General features: G+C 71.4%; 12 protein-coding genes and 1 pseudogene. 6 read left to right on the forward strand and 7 right to left on the reverse strand.

Annotated elements, in window-relative coordinates; translation table 11 throughout:
• The 4 genes and pseudogenes from F1615_RS26470 to F1615_RS26490 all read right to left on the reverse strand — a co-directional run.
• The coding region (locus F1615_RS26470; protein WP_208818418.1) for a hypothetical protein at nucleotides 1–1,356 on the reverse strand (1,356 nt) is incomplete at its 3' end.
• A 13-nt stretch (nucleotides 1,357–1,369) separates the two neighbouring features.
• The gene (locus F1615_RS26475) at nucleotides 1,370–3,610 is read right to left on the reverse strand and encodes a hypothetical protein (RefSeq protein WP_149551578.1); all 2,241 of its coding nucleotides are present in this window, start codon (nucleotides 3,608–3,610) and stop codon (nucleotides 1,370–1,372) included.
• On the reverse strand, nucleotides 3,607–4,485 hold the full coding sequence (locus tag F1615_RS26480) for a hypothetical protein (protein ID WP_149551579.1): 879 nt from the start codon (nucleotides 4,483–4,485) through the stop codon (nucleotides 3,607–3,609). The genes F1615_RS26475 and F1615_RS26480 overlap by 4 nt, the downstream gene beginning before the upstream one ends.
• Nucleotides 4,486–5,352: 867 nt before the next feature.
• A pseudogene (locus tag F1615_RS26490) lies at nucleotides 5,353–6,051 on the reverse strand (Crp/Fnr family transcriptional regulator); the annotation flags it as partial.
• Between the two features lie 469 nt (nucleotides 6,052–6,520).
• Between F1615_RS26490 and rpsL the strand changes: the two are divergent.
• From rpsL to F1615_RS26515, 5 genes are all read left to right on the forward strand, one after another.
• Nucleotides 6,521–6,892, forward strand: coding sequence for a 30S ribosomal protein S12 (gene rpsL / locus F1615_RS26495; RefSeq protein ID WP_003948652.1), 372 nt, complete (start codon nucleotides 6,521–6,523; stop codon nucleotides 6,890–6,892).
• A gap of 2 nt (nucleotides 6,893–6,894) precedes the next feature.
• The gene (rpsG, locus tag F1615_RS26500; RefSeq protein WP_003992340.1) at nucleotides 6,895–7,365 is read left to right on the forward strand and encodes a 30S ribosomal protein S7; all 471 of its coding nucleotides are present in this window, start codon (nucleotides 6,895–6,897) and stop codon (nucleotides 7,363–7,365) included.
• A 39-nt stretch (nucleotides 7,366–7,404) separates the two neighbouring features.
• On the forward strand, nucleotides 7,405–9,531 hold the full coding sequence (fusA, locus tag F1615_RS26505; RefSeq protein WP_149551582.1) for an elongation factor G: 2,127 nt from the start codon (nucleotides 7,405–7,407) through the stop codon (nucleotides 9,529–9,531).
• Nucleotides 9,532–9,700: 169 nt separating this feature from the next.
• Nucleotides 9,701–10,894 carry an elongation factor Tu gene (gene tuf, locus F1615_RS26510; RefSeq protein WP_030839706.1) on the forward strand — a complete coding sequence of 398 codons (1,194 nt, stop codon included), beginning with the start codon at nucleotides 9,701–9,703 and terminating at the stop codon, nucleotides 10,892–10,894.
• A 205-nt stretch (nucleotides 10,895–11,099) separates the two neighbouring features.
• A complete protein-coding gene (locus tag F1615_RS26515; RefSeq protein ID WP_244328865.1) occupies nucleotides 11,100–11,483 on the forward strand; it encodes a hypothetical protein in 384 nt (127 codons plus the stop codon).
• A gap of 78 nt (nucleotides 11,484–11,561) precedes the next feature.
• Here F1615_RS26515 and F1615_RS26520 read toward each other — a convergent pair whose 3' ends face one another.
• The 3 genes from F1615_RS26520 to F1615_RS26530 all read right to left on the reverse strand — a co-directional run bounded on the left by F1615_RS26520 (nucleotide 11,562) and on the right by F1615_RS26530 (nucleotide 14,661).
• Nucleotides 11,562–12,935, reverse strand: coding sequence for an alpha-lytic protease prodomain-containing protein (locus F1615_RS26520; RefSeq protein WP_149551583.1), 1,374 nt, complete (start codon nucleotides 12,933–12,935; stop codon nucleotides 11,562–11,564).
• Between the two features lie 92 nt (nucleotides 12,936–13,027).
• Nucleotides 13,028–13,975 (reverse strand): LysR family transcriptional regulator, encoded by a 948-nt coding sequence (locus F1615_RS26525; protein ID WP_149551584.1) that lies wholly within the window; start codon nucleotides 13,973–13,975, stop codon nucleotides 13,028–13,030.
• A 95-nt stretch (nucleotides 13,976–14,070) separates the two neighbouring features.
• The gene (locus tag F1615_RS26530) at nucleotides 14,071–14,661 is read right to left on the reverse strand and encodes a TetR/AcrR family transcriptional regulator (RefSeq protein WP_149551585.1); all 591 of its coding nucleotides are present in this window, start codon (nucleotides 14,659–14,661) and stop codon (nucleotides 14,071–14,073) included.
• 166 nt (nucleotides 14,662–14,827) lie between these two features.
• Here F1615_RS26530 and F1615_RS26535 point away from each other — a divergent pair, with 166 nt between their 5' ends.
• Complete coding sequence (locus F1615_RS26535; RefSeq protein ID WP_149551586.1) at nucleotides 14,828–15,847, forward strand: aldo/keto reductase; 1,020 nt, start codon at nucleotides 14,828–14,830, stop codon at nucleotides 15,845–15,847.
• Nucleotides 15,848–15,854: the final 7 nt, after the last annotated feature.

Genomic DNA, 15,854 nt, shown 5'->3' on the forward strand with positions numbered 1-15,854 from the left:
GGGTGCTCCCGGGGTGGAGGGGCCGGGGGCCGGGTGGGGCGGCGGGGGCGTGTGGCCCGTGGGTGGGGCGTACGGCGGGGGCGTGTGGCCCACGGGTGGGGCGTAGGGCGTGGGCGGCGGGTACGGCGCTCCCGGCTGGGGCGGCACGACCGGGGCCGCACCCGGGCCCGAGGGCGCACCCGGGCCCGGGTGCGCGGACGTGTCCGGGGGCGCGGACGTGTCCGGGCCGGGGTGGGTGGCCGGGGGATGGTCCGCCGGGGGGAGCAGGGACGGGTTCTGGGGGACGCCCGGGAGGCGCTGGTTGAGGATGTCGCTGACCGTGCGCAGGGCCAGCTGCTTGGGCCCCTCCAGCTCGAACTTCTCCGCGCCCTCACTCCCCAGCAGTTCCTTCACCAGTTCCATCTGCGCCTGGATCATGCGCAGTTGGTCCTCGCGCATGCTGGTCATCACGAGCCGCGAGTCCTCCGGGTGCTGGGCGAGATGGAGCGCCCAGGCCTGCACACCGCCCTGCGACAGATGCCACTGGTAGAACTCGATCTTCTGCGCCTCGATCTGCTGCAGCTCCAGCATCTGCCGGCCCTGGAGCATCATCTGCTCGTGCTGCCAGCGCTGCTGCTGCAGGGCCAGCTCCTGCTGGCGGCGCCCGTACTCCATGGCCCGCTCGAGCTGCAGCTCGTCCTGCTGCCGGAAACGCTGGTCCGTCCCGACGTCGACCTGCATGCCCTGCTGTGCCGTGCGGATCTGCTCGGCCGCCGAGTGGTCGATCGCCTGGAGGCGCTGCTGGTGGTCGATGTTCGCCTGGTCACGGCGCAGCCGCAGCGTCCAGGTGACCTGGAGCCCCGCGGGCGCACCGAGTGGCCCGACGAGCGTGACCGCCCGCAGCAGCTCCCGCTCGGCCGCCCCGCTGTCGGCGATGGCGAAGCCGCGGGTGACCGGCCGGGCCGCCTGCTGCAACTCGCCGGTCAGCAGCGCGGGCACGTCCCTGATGCCGCTCGCCACGAACCGCGCCGCGTCCAGCACCTGCCAGGAGACGTCCACCTCCGCCGTGAACTCGAAGGCGTCGTTGTCGCTGGGCAGGGCGAGGGTGTCGGTGAAGGGATGCACGCCCATGTCCACCTCGTACACCGCCGTGTACCGGCGGGCCGCGATCTCGCTGCGGCTCGGCCTGGTCGGCGGGGGATAGGCCTCGTACCCGCCCTTCGGGGTGGAGAAGACCAGGGCGTGGTCGATACGGACCACGTGCTTCAGGGACAGCTCGAAGCGGGACAGCTGCCGCACGGTGAGCACCGGGTCGATCAGCCGCGTGTGCCGGTCGGCGGGCTGCTGCCACTCGGGCGGGCGGTGGAAGGAAGGCATGGCGCGTCTTTCGTCAGCGGGGTGGAAGCGTGCTCAGCAGACGGGCGGCCACCTCCGGGGGAGGGTTGCCGTCCTCGCCGGGCATGGTGCGCAGCAGATGGCTCAGCCGCTGGTACTCGGTCGGGGTGGTGACGAGCCTCGGCAGAAGCGCGGCGAGGGCCCATTCGGCGGTCGTGGAACGGCTCGCGATCAGCACCCAGTCGCGCAGCGCGTCCAGCGCGAGCCGGGTGTACTGCGGGTCGGCGAGGGCCTCCCGCCACAGGCGCGCGAGGCCCTGGGCCGCGGTGCCGTCGCCGGCCGAGGCGCGGGCGTACCAGCTCAGGACGAACGGGGTGCCGTACCGCTCGTCGCCCTCGGTGCGGCGGCAGGCGTTGACGAAGCCGCCGAGGGAGAGGTCGCGCACGGCCCGCTCGTCGTCGAGGCGGGAGAGCAGGTCGGTGAGAACCTCGTCGGCGGCCGGCGACAGCAGCAGCAGTTCCACGGCCTCGGCGAGTTCCCGCGCCATCTCCACGTCGAAGTCGTCCGGATCGCCGTGGTGCCGGTACAGCGCCCGGGTGGCGTCGCGCAGCGCGGCGAGTGCCTGGGCCGGCCGTTCGGGGCCGATCAGCGCGTACGCCCGGACCGCCACCCAGCGCAGCCGCCGGTCCTCGGCCGTGGACCAGGCGTCGAGGATGCGCGGGATGTTGGGCGTGTCGATGTGGTGGGCCAGGGTGAGCGAGTTGACCGCGACGAGCCGGTGCCGGAACCGGTTGGAGGTCGCCCACGGCTCGATGACCAGGGCCATCGCGGACGGCAGGTCGGTGCGGGCGAGGACGGCGACGGTGGACGCGGCCCGGGTGCGGACCAGGGGGCGGCCGTCGTCGGCGAGCCGGCGCAGCCAGGCGATCAGCGCGGGGCGGGCCGACGGGTGGCCCGTCCACACCTCCCGCAGCAGCACCAGGGCGGCCCGCTCGTCGTGGAATGCCGCCTTGGCCTGGGTCACCGGGCCCCACTCGGTGTGCTCCTCGGCCTCGTAGCGGCGGGCGCGGGCGAGCTGGAGGCGCTTGCCGACGTGGGTGCCGAAGACGGGGATCTCGGGGACGCGGGCCCGGTTCTCGGTCTGCTGCAGGAAGCCGTAGAGCAGGTCGCTGAGTTCGGCGGTGAGCGCGTACGGCCCGTCGTCGAAGGCGGCGAGTGCGACGAGGAACGCCTTGTCGCGCAGGTGAACGGTGGTCTCGTCCTCCTCGAACCACTCCTGGACCTGGCTCTCCAGCGACACGAGCGAGAAGTCGGCGACCGCCTGTTCGGTGACCTCGCCCGCGGCGTACCGGCCGAGGAGCTGGGCGAAGGCGGCGACCTCGCGCAGCTGGTGGCCGTGGGCCAGGAACTCCTTGACGTCCGGGAGGCCCAGCAGGCGTTCCACGGTCCCGTCGGTGGTGCGGGTGCGCAGGTGTGCGGCCAGCACGTCCTCGGCCGCGGGCGGCCGCCAGCCGGCGGCGGACACGTCGTCCTCCAGGACGGCGGTGGGGCCGACGGTGATCACCGCGTAGGCGTCCTGCTCGGCGAGCCGGTCCGCGGCGCCGAGCAGATGGGTCTCGCGCAGGGCGTTGCCGCGGCGGGTCGCGAGGTCGCACAGGACGTATCCGCGGGCCCGGCCGGTGCCCCGGCCCGCGTCCGGACCCGGGCCCGCTTCGTCGTCGCGCGCGGTGAAACGGTCGGCGAGGGAGTTGGGTGTGGTGTCACGGTCCAGCGCGAGCACAGGAGTGGCGCCGACTTCGTGCAGCAGCATCAGGGCGGCCGTGCGGCGGCCGGTGAAGCGGGCGCCGGACAGCACCAGGACCCGTTCACGGCGCAGCCGCCGCACGAGGTCGTCGAAGGCGTCGCCGTCCGCGGTGACGAAGGAGGCGGCGAGCCGTTCCAGGGTGCCGCGCGGGATCTCGCCCGAGGCGGAGGCGGCCGTGGACAGCCCGGGGAACGACCAGTGGTGGACCGTCTTGCTGCCCATGACGACGTCGCCGGTGACACGGCCGCCGGAGACGCCGTGCTGGTCGCCGGCGGTGTAGCCGCCGCCGAAGCCGGCCTTCATGGTGCGCGGACTGTGGTCGACCAGGTCACGCCGGGCCGACCAGGCGTTCTGCGGCTGGTCCCGCTCCTCCGACTCCTCGGTGGCACCGTCCTTCGAGGCCTCGTCGGGAGGGGTCTCGCCCGGCGCGGGAGCGGCGGGTGCGGGGCTGCCGCCTCCCGGGCCCGCGGCCGGCGGTTCCTGGCCGCTCACGGCCGCTCACCCCGCTCCGTCCTGCTCCCCATGACGACGTCACCGGTGACCTGACCGCCGGAGACGCCGTGCTGGTCACCGGCGACGTAACCGCCGCCGAAGCTCACCGTGCCGCCGCTGATGTCGAAGACCGGGCCCGGCGCCGGGGCTCCCCGATGTCCGGCCGGCGCCGGGCGGCTCTGGTGAGGACCGTCCTGCGGTGCGGGCGCGGCCGGCGCCGGGCGGTCCCCCGATCCGCCCGGCGCCTCCCCCGCCCCCCGGTCACCGTGGTCCTGGGTGGCCCCGCTCCGGTCGCCGGAGTCCTCCGGTACGGGGCCGTGCAGCCACGCCGTCAGCGGGCCGTTCTTGCTGTCCACCGTCACGCGGTGGAAGTCGGCGGCCGGGACGCCGAGGTGGCCGTGGCGTACGACGCCGGTGTAGACGGTGTCCGAAACACACAGGGCGAAGTCGTCGGAGCGTTCACGCAGGGCCGCGCGCAGCAGGGCGGCGTCCAGCAGCCGGCAGGCGTGGTTCAGGTCGGAGCCGACCCAGCCGTCGTGGCGGTCGACGGCCACGTACCCGCTGGCGACGACACCGCGCAGCCGGATCTGCGCCGAGCGGGACGCCATGCGGTTGACGGCCCGCAACTGCTCGGGCACCCCCGTGAGCAGGGCCCGCAGCAGCGCCGTGACCGGGGCGTTCGCATCGATCAGCTCCATCACGGAGTCCCCGCGGTCGGCCCGCATGCGCAGGTTCTCGTCGATGCCGGCGCTCTCCAGCGCGCGGTCGGTGACGTCGTAGAGCATGCGCCGCAGATACGCCTGCTCGACGTCGTCCCGGTCGCTGAACCTCTCGATGTCCAGCAACAGGATCGTGCGGCTCACGGGGTCGGTCATGGTCGCCCTTCGAACGGTGGGGGTAGCCGTGCAGGGCATCAGAGTGTCGGGAGCGGGAGGTGGGGCGTGAGGGCGTATGACCCACTGGAACTGTGACCGCGTACACAGAACCCCACCACCTCGCCCTCCTCGGGGGGCGGAACCGGGGCCCGTGGCCTGCGCGGCCGGGCTCGGCGGGCGGCCGACCCGCGTGCGCGTGGCGCTGCGCTGCGCTGCCGCGACGCGGCGTCGGCACCGGTCCGGCGGCGCTGCTTGCCGGCCCCGCTGCCCCGTTGCCGCGCGCTGCTGGGATGCACGGGCGACCTGTGCGCTCCTGGGCCGGGGCGTGTCACCGCTGACGCCTGGCCTGACGGGCCTGCGGCCGGGTTTCGGGGTCCGACGCGCGTGTTCGGGCTGCGGCTGTCGCCGTCGCGCTGCCGGTGTATGCGGTGTCGGGTTCTGCGGCTCGCTCCGGGGCCCGTGGGCCTGCGCCGGGCTTCGCGGCTCGACGCGCGTGTTCGGGGCTGCGGCCTTTCAGCCTGCCGCTGTCGCGCTGTCGCGCTGTCGCGCTGTCGCGCTGTCGCGCTGTCGCGCTGTCGCGCTGTCGCGCTGTCGCGCTGTCGCGTTGTGGGGCGGCGCGTACCGTGCAACTGCTCGCCGGCGCCGCTGCCTCACTGCCTCGCGGTCTCGCGGCCGGGGGGCGGCCGTCGCGGTGGGTCAGCCGCCGGCGGTGTCGGGCTCACGGGGGCCGCTGTCCCGGCCCGTTGGCCCGTTGGCCGGGCCGCGTCGGGGGTGCGTGCCTTCCCTGATCGGTGCCGGACGGTCCGCCGGCGGTCCCGCGTCGGGCGGACGCTGGGGGGACGGGATGCCCGGGGCGGGCTGGTCCGCGGCGGCGATCCTGCGGAGGATGCCGGGGCGGAGGATCAGCAGCGTGCGCCGGCCGGTCGAGACGGCCTCCTTCTCGCGCAGCTCGCGCAGCAGGCGCTGGACCATCTCCCGCGACGCGCCGACCGAGCCCGCGAGCTCCTGCTTGCTGAGCGGTACGGCGAGCTCGATGCCCTCGGCGGTACGGCGGCCGTGGCTGCGGGCCAGATCCAGCAGGAGCACCGCGAAACGCTGGCGGACGCTCATCGACGCGAACTCCAGACGCCGCCGGTCGGCCGCCCGGGTGCGGTCCGCCGTGAGGCCGAGGAGGGCGAAGGACACCGCGGGGGAGTGGCCCAGGAAGTCCTTGAAGAGCCCGTGCTCGACGGCCACCGCCCGCACCGGCTCCAGCGCGGTCACCGTCGCCGACCGGGGACGCCCCGTCAGCGCCGCCGACTCGCCGACGACGTCACCGGCGCCGCGCAGGGCGAGCAGCGCCTCGTAGCCGTTGGCCGCCGCTGCCGTGACCTTCGTCCAGCCCTGGACCAGGAAGAGGACGTGCGAGGAGGGCTCGCGCTGGTGCAGCAGGACGACCCGGGGAGCGAAGCGCAGCTCGCGGCCGAGGGAGAGAAGTGCGGTCCGTTCCTGGCTCTCCAGGCGGGCGAGGAACGGTACCCGGTCCTCCAGACCGCCGTCGTCCGGTCCGTACGGCGCCGATGTCATCAGGCTGACCCCCCGTTCGTCTGCGGCGGACGGATCAAAGTACTGAGTGCCGCACATGTAAAGGGCGCGATCCGGCCAGCACGGGATATTGGCCACGGACCGGCCACCGAGCGCCCCCACGGGCGGGTGCGTCCGCGGGCGGGCCGTCCGGAGGGGTCCGGGAAACCGGCAGGGCGAAGGGGTCCGGAAACCGGCAGGGCGAAGGGGGAGAAGTCCGGCGTGTCGGGCCGCGCTCCATTTGTTTTGACCGGAGTCCGTGAGCTAGGTACGCTCAGACCTTGTGCCTGGGGTGTGCCCTGGCCTTCGTGCGTGCCATCACACCGCACCGGGGGCTGTGAAACGGCCACCGCAATTCAGCGCTTCCTTCTGCCTTGCGGTGGGAGTCCGCCGGATTCGACACACCCGACCGCGTGGGTCGGAGATGTTCCAGGTTAGCTGTACCCATCGGCACACAGAAACCGGAGAAGTAGTGCCTACGATCCAGCAGCTGGTCCGCAAGGGCCGGCAGGACAAGGTCGAGAAGAACAAGACGCCCGCACTCGAGGGTTCCCCTCAGCGCCGTGGCGTCTGCACGCGTGTGTTCACGACCACCCCGAAGAAGCCGAACTCGGCCCTGCGTAAGGTCGCGCGTGTGCGTCTGACCAGCGGGATCGAGGTCACCGCCTACATTCCGGGTGAGGGACACAACCTGCAGGAGCACTCGATCGTGCTCGTGCGCGGCGGCCGTGTGAAGGACCTGCCGGGTGTTCGCTACAAGATCATCCGCGGCTCGCTCGACACCCAGGGTGTCAAGAACCGCAAGCAGGCTCGCAGCCGTTACGGCGCCAAGAAGGAGAAGTAAGAATGCCTCGTAAGGGCCCCGCCCCGAAGCGCCCGGTCATCATCGACCCGGTCTACGGTTCTCCTCTGGTGACCTCGCTCATCAACAAGGTGCTGCTGAACGGCAAGCGCTCCACCGCCGAGCGCATCGTCTACGGTGCCATGGAGGGTCTGCGTGAGAAGACGGGCAACGACCCGATCATCACGCTGAAGCGCGCGCTGGAGAACATCAAGCCGACCCTCGAGGTCAAGTCCCGCCGTGTCGGTGGTGCGACGTACCAGGTTCCGATCGAGGTCAAGCCCGGCCGCGCCAACACGCTCGCGCTGCGCTGGCTGGTCGGTTACTCCCGCGCCCGTCGCGAGAAGACCATGACCGAGCGTCTGCTCAACGAGCTCCTCGACGCCAGCAACGGCCTCGGCGCCGCTGTGAAGAAGCGCGAGGACACGCACAAGATGGCCGAGTCCAACAAGGCCTTCGCGCACTACCGCTGGTAGTCGCAGACCCCATCGAGACCGAGAGAAGACTGAAGCCTTATGGCTACCACTTCGCTTGACCTGGCCAGGGTCCGCAACATCGGGATCATGGCCCACATCGACGCGGGCAAGACGACCACCACCGAGCGGATCCTGTTCTACACCGGCGTTTCGTACAAGATCGGTGAGGTCCACGACGGCGCTGCCACCATGGACTGGATGGAGCAGGAGCAGGAGCGTGGCATCACGATCACCTCTGCTGCCACCACCTGCCACTGGCCGCTGGAAGACGTCGACCACACCATCAACATCATCGACACGCCGGGCCACGTCGACTTCACCGTCGAGGTGGAGCGTTCCCTGCGCGTACTCGACGGTGCCGTGACGGTGTTCGACGGCGTCGCCGGCGTCGAGCCCCAGTCCGAGACGGTGTGGCGTCAGGCGGACCGCTACGGCGTTCCGCGTATCTGCTTCGTCAACAAGCTCGACCGCACCGGTGCCGAGTTCCACCGCTGCGTCGACATGATCAGCGACCGTCTGGGTGCCCAGCCGCTGGTCATGCAGCTGCCGATCGGTGCCGAGGCCGACTTCAAGGGCGTCGTCGACCTCGTGACGATGAAGGCCTTCGTGTGGTCCGCCGAGGCGGCCAAGGGCGAGATGTACGACGTCGTCGACATCCCGGCCACGCACACCGAGGCCGCCGAGGAGTACCGCGGCAAGCTGCTCGAGGCCGTCGCCGAGAACGACGAAGAGCTGATGGAGCTGTACCTGGAGGGCACCGAGCCCACCGTGGAGCAGCTGTACGCGGCGATCCGTCGCATCACCATCGCCTCCGGCAAGGGCGGCGGCACGACCGTCACCCCCGTGTTCTGCGGCACCGCGTTCAAGAACAAGGGCGTTCAGCCCCTGCTCGACGCGGTCGTGCGTTACCTGCCCTCCCCGCTCGACGTCGAGGCCATCGAGGGCCACGACCCGAAGGACGCGGAGAAGGTCGTCGCGCGCAAGCCGTCGGAGGACGAGCCCCTCGCCGCGCTCGCGTTCAAGATCATGAGCGACCCGCACCTCGGCAAGCTCACCTTCGTCCGCGTGTACTCCGGCCGTCTGGAGTCCGGCACCCAGGTGCTGAACTCCGTGAAGGGCAAGAAGGAGCGCATCGGCAAGATCTACCGCATGCACGCCAACAAGCGTGAGGAGATCGACTCGGTGGGCGCCGGTGACATCGTCGCCGTCATGGGTCTGAAGCAGACCACCACCGGTGAGACGCTGTCCGACGACAAGAGCCCGGTCATCCTGGAGTCCATGGACTTCCCGGCCCCGGTCATCCAGGTCGCCATCGAGCCCAAGTCGAAGGGCGACCAGGAGAAGCTCGGCGTCGCGATCCAGCGCCTGGCCGAGGAGGACCCGTCCTTCCAGGTCCACTCGGACGAGGAGACCGGCCAGACCATCATCGGTGGTATGGGCGAGCTGCACCTCGAGGTGCTGGTCGACCGTATGCGCCGTGAGTTCAAGGTCGAGGCCAACGTCGGCAAGCCCCAGGTCGCGTACCGTGAGACGATCCGCAAGGCCGTCGAGCGCGTGGACTACACCCACAAGAAGCAGACCGGTGGTACCGGTCAGTTCGCCAAGGTGCAGATCGCGATCGAGCCGATCGAGGGCGGCGACGCCAGCTACGAGTTCGTGAACAAGGTGACCGGTGGCCGCATCCCGAAGGAGTACATTCCTTCGGTGGACGCCGGTGCCCAGGAGGCCATGCAGTTCGGCATCCTGGCCGGCTACGAGATGACGGGCGTCCGCGTCACGCTCATCGACGGTGGCTACCACGAGGTCGACTCCTCCGAGCTCGCGTTCAAGATCGCCGGTTCGCAGGCCTTCAAGGAGGCCGCGCGCAAGGCTTCGCCCGTGCTCCTGGAGCCGATGATGGCCGTCGAGGTCACCACGCCCGAGGACTACATGGGTGAGGTCATCGGTGACATCAACTCCCGCCGTGGCCAGATCCAGGCCATGGAGGAGCGGGCCGGTGCCCGCGTCGTGAAGGGTCTCGTGCCCCTCTCGGAGATGTTCGGTTACGTCGGCGACCTGCGCAGCAAGACGTCCGGCCGGGCCAGCTACTCCATGCAGTTCGACTCCTACGCCGAGGTTCCGCGGAACGTCGCCGAGGAGATCATCGCGAAGGCCAAGGGCGAGTGAGGGACTCCGTTTAACGGACCCCGTCCTCACGCTTTAGGCTTGACCCCGGAGCCTGCAAGTGGGCATTCCGTCGCCAACCCGGCGGAATGCCCAGGGTCCGGGTTTCCCAGCAAAGATCACCTGGCGCCGATGAGTAAGGCGTACCAGAACCACTCTCAGGAGGACCCCCGTGGCGAAGGCGAAGTTCGAGCGGACTAAGCCGCACGTCAACATCGGCACCATCGGTCACATCGACCACGGTAAGACGACCCTCACGGCCGCCATTACCAAGGTGCTGCACGACGCGTACCCGGACCTGAACGAGGCCTCGGCCTTCGACCAGATCGACAAGGCTCCCGAGGAGCGCCAGCGCGGTATCACCATCTCCATCGCGCACGTCGAGTACCAGACCGAGACGCGTCACTACGCCCACGTCGACTGCCCCGGTCACGCGGACTACATCAAGAACATGATCACGGGTGCGGCGCAGATGGACGGCGCCATCCTCGTGGTCGCCGCCACCGACGGCCCGATGCCGCAGACCAAGGAGCACGTGCTCCTGGCCCGCCAGGTCGGCGTTCCGTACATCGTCGTCGCCCTGAACAAGGCCGACATGGTGGACGACGAGGAGATCCTGGAGCTCGTCGAGCTCGAGGTCCGTGAGCTGCTCTCCGAGTACGAGTTCCCGGGCGACGACCTGCCGGTCGTCAAGGTCTCGGCGCTCAAGGCCCTCGAGGGCGACAAGGAGTGGGGCAACTCCGTCCTCGAGCTCATGAAGGCCGTGGACGAGAACATCCCGCAGCCCGAGCGCGACGTCGACAAGCCGTTCCTGATGCCGATCGAGGACGTCTTCACGATCACCGGTCGTGGCACCGTCGTCACCGGTCGTATCGAGCGTGGTGTCCTCAAGGTCAACGAGACCGTCGACATCGTGGGCATCAAGCAGGAGAAGACCACCACCACGGTCACCGGCATCGAGATGTTCCGCAAGCTGCTCGACGAGGGCCAGGCCGGTGAGAACGTCGGTCTGCTCCTCCGTGGCATCAAGCGCGAGGACGTCGAGCGCGGCCAGGTCATCATCAAGCCGGGCTCGGTCACCCCGCACACCGAGTTCGAGGCGCAGGCCTACATCCTGTCCAAGGACGAGGGTGGCCGCCACACGCCGTTCTTCAACAACTACCGCCCGCAGTTCTACTTCCGTACGACGGACGTGACCGGCGTCGTGACCCTCCCCGAGGGCACCGAGATGGTCATGCCGGGTGACAACACCGAGATGAAGGTGGAGCTCATCCAGCCCGTCGCCATGGAGGAGGGCCTGAAGTTCGCCATCCGTGAGGGTGGCCGGACCGTGGGCGCCGGCCAGGTCACCAAGATCAACAAGTGAGCTTGCTGATCTGACCTGGTAGCTCCTGCTGCGAGCACCTGAGAGGGCCCGCACGACTTCGGTCGTGCGGGCCCTTTCGCTTGTGCGGGCGCCCGAGAGTGCTGGGCGCGCCGAGCGTCAACGCCGGCATCGGGCAGGTCACTCGGTCGCGTGGACGGTATTGCATATGTCTGCGACCTATGCAATGCCCTCATAGGTTCGCCCCATGGTCCGATCATCCCAGGCACTCAAGGGCTTGTGGGCCGACGACGAGAACACCGCAACCACCTTCATCGAACTCACGGAACAAGGCCTCGGGACGACGCAGGCCGCGGAATTGTGGAGGCATCTCATGGCCGTCGACCTCTCGTTCTTCCAGTCGCAGACCGCTCAGCAGCTCTGGGCGGAGGGCCGGGCGGAGAGCCGGGCGAAGGACCTCCTGCTGCTGCTGGGGCATCGGGGTGTCGAGGTCTCCGAACAGGACCGGGCGCGCATGGTCGGCTACGGTGACCCCGACGTGCTGGGCCTGTGGTTCAGGAAGGCCCTCACCGCCACGTCGACGGCGGAGGTCTTCGCGTCGGCCGAGGAGGCCGGGACCGCGGACCGATGACAGGGAAGCGGCCCCGGGTACGCCGTCACAGCGCGCCCGGGGCCGGTTCCGTCCCCCGTCGGGATGGTCAGTCGCAGCTCAGACGCGCTGCCAGAGCGCCGGGACGTTCGGGGGCTCCCAGCCCGGCTGGGCCTGGTGGCCCTGGAGGCAGCGGTATGTGGCGCCGCCGTAGGTGACCGTGGCGCCCGGCTGGTAGACGGTGCCCGCCGACCAGGTGCCGCCCCCGGGCGGGGGCTCCTCGCCGCCGCCGTCGTCGGTCGTCTTCAGGGTGAGGCCGTAGTTCTGGAGCAGCGGATTGATCGGCTGGTGGAACGTCGTGCCGCCGCTGCTGCAGTTGCCCGAGCCGCCCGAGGTGACGCCCTGCGCCTGGCTGCCGGAGATGTACGAGCCGCCCGAGTCACCGGGCTCGGCGCACACCGTGGTCTGGGTGACGCCGGTGATGGTGCCCTCGGGGTAGGTCACGCTGGTGTTGTGCTGCTGGATGGTGCCGCAGTGCCAGCCCGTGGTGGAGCCGGAGCGGCACACCGAAGCGCCGACCGTGGCCTGGGTGGAGCCGGTGACCTGGACGTTCTGGCCGCCCGCGCCCTTCACGTACGGCGTCGCCGTCCACTGGGAGTTGGTGGCCACCCACGCCATGTCGCGGCCCGGGAAGACCGAGCCCTGGAAGGTGCCCTGGGCCACCCGGTTGTGGCCGCTGGTGCTGTCGCCGGTCCGGCCGCAGTGCCCGGCCGTGGCGTAGCCCTGCTGCGTGCCCTTGGTGACGGGGAAGCCGATCGAGCAGCGGCCGCTGTTGTTGATGTAGTACGCCTCGCCGCCGCGCAGGTCGTACAGCGCGCGGGGCCGGTCGGCCGACTTCTCGATCCGGGTGAGGGAGCGGTCGACGCCGGCCGCCGACAGCAGCGTGCGGGCGGCGGAGGGGCGTATCGCCTGCACGGTGACCGTGTTCGTGCGGACGTCGACGTACCAGACGGGGGCGTCGGTGGTGTCGTTCCGCTGAGCCGCCCGGTCCAGGCGGGACTTGGCCGCGTCCAGGTCGGCCAGGGAGTGCCGTACGACGGTGGCCTCGGCGCCCCGCGCCTCGATGGCCGGTACGTCGCGGGCGTCCGTGGTCGCCACCGTCAGCGTGCCGGAGTCCGCGCCGCGCACCCAGGCGCCCGCGAAGTCGGAGCCCAACGCCGCCCGGAGGCGGCCTGCGGTGGCGCCCGCCTCCGCCTCGTTCACCAGGCGGCGTTCCGCCTGCCGGCGGTCGAGACCCAGGTCGCGTTCCATGGCCTTGAGAAGGGCGGGCGGAGCCGCGTCGGTGCGCAGCGTCTCCGCGGCGGAGGGGCCGGCCGGGGGAGCGGCCGGTCCCGCGCTCGCGGAGCCGCTGAGCCCGGCCACGAGCAGGGCGGCCGTCGCCGCGACGGCGGCCGCCGCGGCTCTGGCGTGCCGGGGGAGGTGTCGGTGGGGCATGAGGCATCTCCTCGGTTCGGGTGGGGAGGTGCCGAAACCGTAGGGAGGGCCGGCCGGACGCCGTAAGCCGTCGGCCGGCCCCCTCCCCGGCGTTATGGAACGGGCTGCGCGGCGAGCCACTCCGCGTAGCTGTCGCTGCGGGCCGCCACGCCCGCGTGTGCCAGCCGGGCCTGTGCCAGGACGGTGGCCGCGGTCTCCGCCCGCTGCGTCACCCGGTGCCAGCCCAGCAGATGCCGCCAGGTCAGCGGCGTGCCGGTGAGCGGACGGGTGATGATCCCGGGCGTGTTCGGGAAGGTCGCCCGGCACAGTCCGACCGCCCGGCCGACCTGCACGAGGTGGACCAGGGACGAGGTGTCCGTCTCGTACATCCGGTGCGGGGTGAAGCCGGCGCGGGCGCAGGCCGCCGTGAAGCAGTCCCCGAAGCAGCCGTCGCCCGGCACGCAGGCCCACTCCTCACCGGCCAGCTCGGTCAGCTCGACCTCGCCCGGGCGGGCGAGCGCGTGCCCCTCCGGCACCATGACGAACACCGGGTCGACCGCGACCTCCTGCCAGACCAGGCCCTCCGCGCCGGGTGGCGAGGCCGAACCGCACGTTCCGGCGAGGGCGAAGTCCAGCCGCCCCTCGGTCAGCAGGCCGGCCAGCTCCCGTTCGGACCAGGAGGCGCAGGTGGTCACCCGGGCGTCGGGCGTCACGTCCGCGAGCCGGTCCACCACGGCGCCGAGGAGGGGGCCGTGGGTGCCGCCCAGCCGGAGGCACGCCGTCGCGCGGGAGGTGCGGGCGAAGCGGGCCGCCTCCTGTTGCAGCTCGGTCACCGCCGGCAGCACGATCCGGCTGCGCTCCAGCACGAGTTCGCCCAGCGCGGTGGCCCGCACCCCGTGCCGTCCGCGCTCGAACAGCTCACCCCCCAGGGCGCGCTCGATCCGCTTGAGCTGGGCGCTCAGCGCGGGCTGCGCGAGCCCCAGGTCGGTCGCCGCCCGGGTGAGGCTGCCCGCGTCGGCGATCGCCCGGATCGTTCTCAGATGCCGCAACTCCAGCTCCATGAGGGGAGCTTGCGGCGTGGGAGGGGCAGGGGCAAGAGGTTGGTACGGACCTGCTTCCCGGCGGGTCGTCGGAGCGGGTGGCGCGGGCCCGGTCGTCAGCGCGGATGACGCAGTCCGTCGACGAGGACGCCGACCAGCCGGCGCGCGTCGTAACCGGGATCGCTCTCCGCGCCGATGCAGAGGTTCCCGACGCCGCGCATGAGGGTGAGCGCGTCGATGTCGGTGCGGATCTCACGGGCGGAGATCGCGGCGTCGAGCAGTTCCGCGCAGACGGGCAGGAGGCGGTCGAGGAAGTAGGTGTGCAGTCCTTCGAAGCCGCTGTCGTCGGACCGCAGGACGGCGGCGAGTCCGTGCTTGGTGACCAGGAAGTCGACGAACAGGTCGATCCACTGCCGCAGGGCGGCGTGCGGGGTCGCGGCGGCGGCCAGCAGGGCCGGCCCGGCCTCGGCGCAGGCGTCGACCTGGTGCCGGTAGACGGCGATGATCAGGTCGGCCCGGGTCGGGAAGTGGCGGTAGAGGGTGCCGAGCCCGACGCCTGCCCGGGACGCGATGTCGCGCACCGGGGCGTTCACGCCCGACGCGAGGAAGGCCGCTACGGCCGCCTCGAGCAGCGTCTCCTTGTTGCGCCGGGCGTCCTTCCGCCGTGACCGGTCCCCGGGCCCGGCGCCCTCGTCGCTCTGGTTCACCGCGTTGTTCCTCCCGCTCTCGCGCGCTCCCGCATGGTCTCACGCACGCCCGCGCACGCCCACGCCTCCCGGGTGCTTGCCAAAACGGAACAGCGTTCCGTATCGTTTCGAGCGTACCGGAACGGTGTTCCGTTTCTGGTTCCTTCTGCCATGAGGAGACACGGCCATGCAGTACCGCACCCTGGGCCGGACCGGCGTACAGGTCAGCACGCTCGCGCTCGGCGCGATGAACTTCGGCGCGATCGGGCGCACCGGTCAGGACGAGGCCACCGCCATCGTCGACGCCGCCCTGGAGGCCGGTGTCAACGTCATCGACACCGCCGACATGTACGGCGGCGGGGAGTCGGAGGAGATGGTCGGCAAGGCCATCGCCGGGCGCCGCGACGACATCGTGCTGGCCACGAAGGCGACCATGCCGATGGGGGAGGAGCGCAACCACCGGGGCGGTTCGCGCCGCTGGCTCGTCACCGCGCTGGAGGACAGCCTGCGCCGGCTCGGCGTCGACCACGTCGACCTCTACCAGATGCACCGCTGGGACCCGGCCACCAGTGACGAGGAGACCCTGTCGGCGCTCACCGACCTGCAGCGCGCGGGGAAAATACGCTACTTCGGCTCCTCCACCTTCCCCGCGTACCGCATCGTGCAGGCGCAGTGGGCCGCCCGTGAACTGCGCCTGGGCCGGTACGTCACCGAGCAGCCCAGCTACTCCATCCTGCAGCGCGGTGTCGAGACCCATGTTCTTCCGGTGACCGAGGAGTACGGGCTCGGCGTGCTGGTGTGGAGCCCGCTGGCCTCGGGCTGGCTGTCGGGCGCGGTACGCAGGGGACGCGACGTCACCACGCACCGCTCGACGGTCATGCCGGACCGCTTCGACCCCTCACTCCCCGCCAACCGGACCCGGCTCGACGCCGTCGAGCGGCTGGCCGCGGTCGCCGACGAGGCCGGACTGACCATGATCCAGCTGGCGCTCGGCTTCGTGACCGCGCATCCCGGTGTGACCAGCGCGCTCATCGGTCCGCGCACGCCGGACCACCTGCGGGCTCAGCTCGCCGCCGCCGACACCGTGCTCCCCGCCGACGTGCTCGACGCCATCGACGCGATCGTCGCTCCGGGTGTCGACCTGGCCCCGCACGAGAAGCACGACACGCCGCCCTCACTGCTCGACGCCTCACTGCGCCGCCGCTGACCGACCC

This window comes from Streptomyces marokkonensis, assembly GCF_008312835.1.
GTDB classification, from domain to species: Bacteria; Actinomycetota; Actinomycetes; order Streptomycetales; family Streptomycetaceae; genus Streptomyces; species Streptomyces marokkonensis_A.

Coding starts and splice junctions, on each gene's coding strand:
- F1615_RS26480 (WP_149551579.1), bottom strand. CDS start 4,485: ATGACCGACCCCGTGAGCCGCACGATCCTGTTGCTGGACATCGAGAGG.
- rpsG (WP_003992340.1), top strand. CDS start 6,895: ATGCCTCGTAAGGGCCCCGCCCCGAAGCGCCCGGTCATCATCGACCCG.
- fusA (WP_149551582.1), top strand. CDS start 7,405: ATGGCTACCACTTCGCTTGACCTGGCCAGGGTCCGCAACATCGGGATC.
- F1615_RS26515 (WP_244328865.1), top strand. CDS start 11,100: ATGGTCCGATCATCCCAGGCACTCAAGGGCTTGTGGGCCGACGACGAG.
- F1615_RS26520 (WP_149551583.1), bottom strand. CDS start 12,935: ATGCCCCACCGACACCTCCCCCGGCACGCCAGAGCCGCGGCGGCCGCC.
- F1615_RS26525 (WP_149551584.1), bottom strand. CDS start 13,975: ATGGAGCTGGAGTTGCGGCATCTGAGAACGATCCGGGCGATCGCCGAC.
- F1615_RS26535 (WP_149551586.1), top strand. CDS start 14,828: ATGCAGTACCGCACCCTGGGCCGGACCGGCGTACAGGTCAGCACGCTC.